Raw genomic sequence first — 2,575 nt, forward strand, 5'->3', positions numbered from 1 at the left:
CATCGGCGGTCACCTCGGACATGACAGCAGTTTAGACCCGCAGACGCCGGTCCTGGACCGCGAACGTCGGACCCGACCCGCGAACGCCGGACCCGACCCGCCGACGCCAGTCCTGGCCCGCGAACGTCGGCCCTGGACCACACGCCGGTCCTGACCTGAGATCATCAATTCTCAGCAACGGCCGATGCTCAGCCCTCGGAGGTCGCGCTCCACACGAGGTCCGTGAACTCCCTGTCGAGGTCGAGCCCGAAGTCGGTCGAGACCACCTTCGCGAATTCGGCGGCATCGGCAAGGGTCCTTTCGTGCCGATCAGGCTGCCCTCCCCCGGTCACTCGACGCAGGCGAGGTCCCTCGAGTGTGACTCTGCCGCCTTCGGGAAGTGGAAGCGCGAGAATCGGCGGACCGGTGAATCGGGACCCGGGTTTCGTCGAGGAGAACCAGTTCGCCAGTTCGAGATCCGCCTGCGGTCGAGAGTTCTCGCTGAATGCATAGATGGTGCGGAAGTCTTGGTCTGCCCGGGTCCGTGATTGGAGCACCCAGTCGCTGTCGGCGCGCAGCCGCTGAGTCAGTGCCGCTGCGGCCGGTACGAGACGATGCTCGCCGTGCGCGGTCGTCCTCGCCTCCGCGGTTTCGGAGAGTTCGAGGGCGGCCTCCGGAGTGCCACCGCCGAACCCTGGATCGACGAGGTACCGCCGGCCCTCGAGGTCGACGATCGTCGCCTGGTGAGTCAGCGACCCCGGTGCACTCTGCTCATCGCCGAGGTGGACCCGCGCCAGAATCGGATGTGCGCTCAGCCCCAACTCGGTGATGACCGTGCGGATAAGTGAGGCATGTTCGTGACAGTAGCCGCCCCGACCGGCGGTGAGCAGTTTGTCGGCGACCCCGTCGATATCGATGGCGACGGCCCTGAGGTCGCCCCTGACCCTGAACGCGGTGACATCGAGGTTTTCGAAGCAGATCGAGTGCGTGTGCGCAACGAGAATCTCATCGAGGAGGTCGAGGACCTCCGCTCGCGATCCGCGTGCACGCCGGTGCAGCTCAGGGACGGAATCACTCAGGCCGAGCCGTTCCGCATAGCGGCCGAGGAGCGAGGATTGCGTCATGTGCCGGACCTCCATGGGTGCCGTGTCGAGGTGGTCTTCGTCTGATGCGATCGTGGTGTCTGGCGCATCGATCACGCGATCAGAGGTGTCAGGTCCACGTCTGGGGCGTCAGCCCGTGCATGCCCCGATACTTCGGTGACTGAGGTTCGCTCCAGTCGCCGAGGAGGTCGTCGGTCAGCCGGTAGACCGTGACCTTGAGAGGATGGCAGTTCTCCACCGGGTCCGCATTGCCGTCACCGAACATCGGTGCCGAGAGATCCCCGCCCGGGCAGGCAGAGAGGGCAGCCAGAAGGTCCTGTTCGGCGAAGAACTCGAAGTAGTCGCCGGGCTTGGCCGGGCAGGTCTTCATGAAGTACTCGTCTTTGTCATTGAGCCCCGTGCACTGGAAGACATTGAGCACGTCGTGGACATCGAATTCGGTGAGTCCGAAGGGCAGAACTGCTCGGACGAGGTTCGAATGGCAGTGGTAGTCGAAGTCGACGCCGTTGAGCATCTGGGACACATAAGGGTCGCACCGGGTGCCGAGGGTGTCATGGAGCCGTCCGCCTTCGGCGTCGGTGCCGTAGTCGGCCAGGGTATCGCCGACAATCGTGGCCATGGGCCGCAGGAAGGGCAGAGTCGACCACAGGCGGTCATAAGTCGACAGGTGTGCCGCCTGGAGTTGGCGTGTGCGCGAGGCCCAGAACCGCTCCCTGGGGTCGTGCCGGTTCCACAGGTTGAGGTCCCCGACCTGAGGACCGTCGACTGTTGAGATTCGACAGACGTGTCCGGCGGGGACTTCCCAGGCTTCTCCGGAGCGGATCTGCACGGTGAGCTCACTGACCACGGTGCGGGCTTCGGTCTGTTCGCCGATGGGCCGGTAGAAGTCCGGATCCGCCTCGAGGGCTGGGCCCTGGTAGGCGGCTTCGGTCAATCGCGGATCGTGCGACATATCGTCTCCTTATCGTCTGCTCACCGATCCCCCGGTGACAAGCCATTGAATCACACGACTCTACCGGTCGGCCTTCTCCTTCGATGCGGCGTCGGATCCGCGCTTCCCCAGAAAGCGCTCCCCCAACAACCGCTTCCATGGCAGTGCTGTCAGCAGGGAGAGGACGGCGATGGCGAGGAAGACCATGACGATCGGCTGGGAGACCACGGCTCCGAAGTCGCCACCGGTCAGGCCGAGCGCCTGCTGCAGGTTGCGTTCGAGCATCTCCCCCAGTACCAGGCCGATGACCAAGAGGGCCGGTGACATGCCGACCAGGCGCATCACGTAGCCGAGGATTCCGAAGCCCAGCGCGATGTAGACGTCGGTCGCCGAGTTGTGGATGCTGTAGCAGGAGATGAGAGCCAGCATGAGGATCGCCGGTGCCATGTAGGGCATCGGAATCGCGAGAATCTTGGCCAGCAGCGGAGAGGCCGTGATGTTGATGACGACGCCGAGGACGGCGCTGATCAGAAGTGCTCCGATGATGCTCCACCCCAGGGCA

3 protein-coding genes are annotated in these 2,575 nt (G+C 64.6%); all 3 read right to left on the reverse strand.

Annotated features, from left to right (window positions below; translation table 11 throughout):
• Window positions 1-188 precede the first annotated feature (188 nt).
• Window positions 189-1,103, reverse strand: a complete 915-nt coding sequence (locus L0G76_RS15600) for an arylamine N-acetyltransferase family protein (RefSeq protein ID WP_304358049.1) — start codon at window positions 1,101-1,103, stop codon at window positions 189-191.
• A gap of 88 nt (window positions 1,104-1,191) precedes the next feature.
• Window positions 1,192-2,034: an urea carboxylase-associated family protein gene (locus tag L0G76_RS15605; RefSeq protein WP_304358050.1), complete on the reverse strand. Its 843-nt coding sequence runs from the start codon at window positions 2,032-2,034 to the stop codon at window positions 1,192-1,194.
• A 60-nt stretch (window positions 2,035-2,094) separates the two neighbouring features.
• Window positions 2,095-2,575, reverse strand: a 481-nt coding sequence (locus tag L0G76_RS15610; RefSeq protein ID WP_304358051.1) for a tripartite tricarboxylate transporter permease, incomplete at its 5' end; no start/stop codon positions are given.

The organism is Brevibacterium picturae (assembly GCF_030453725.1).
Classification (GTDB): Bacteria; Actinomycetota; Actinomycetes; order Actinomycetales; family Brevibacteriaceae; genus Brevibacterium; species Brevibacterium sandarakinum_A.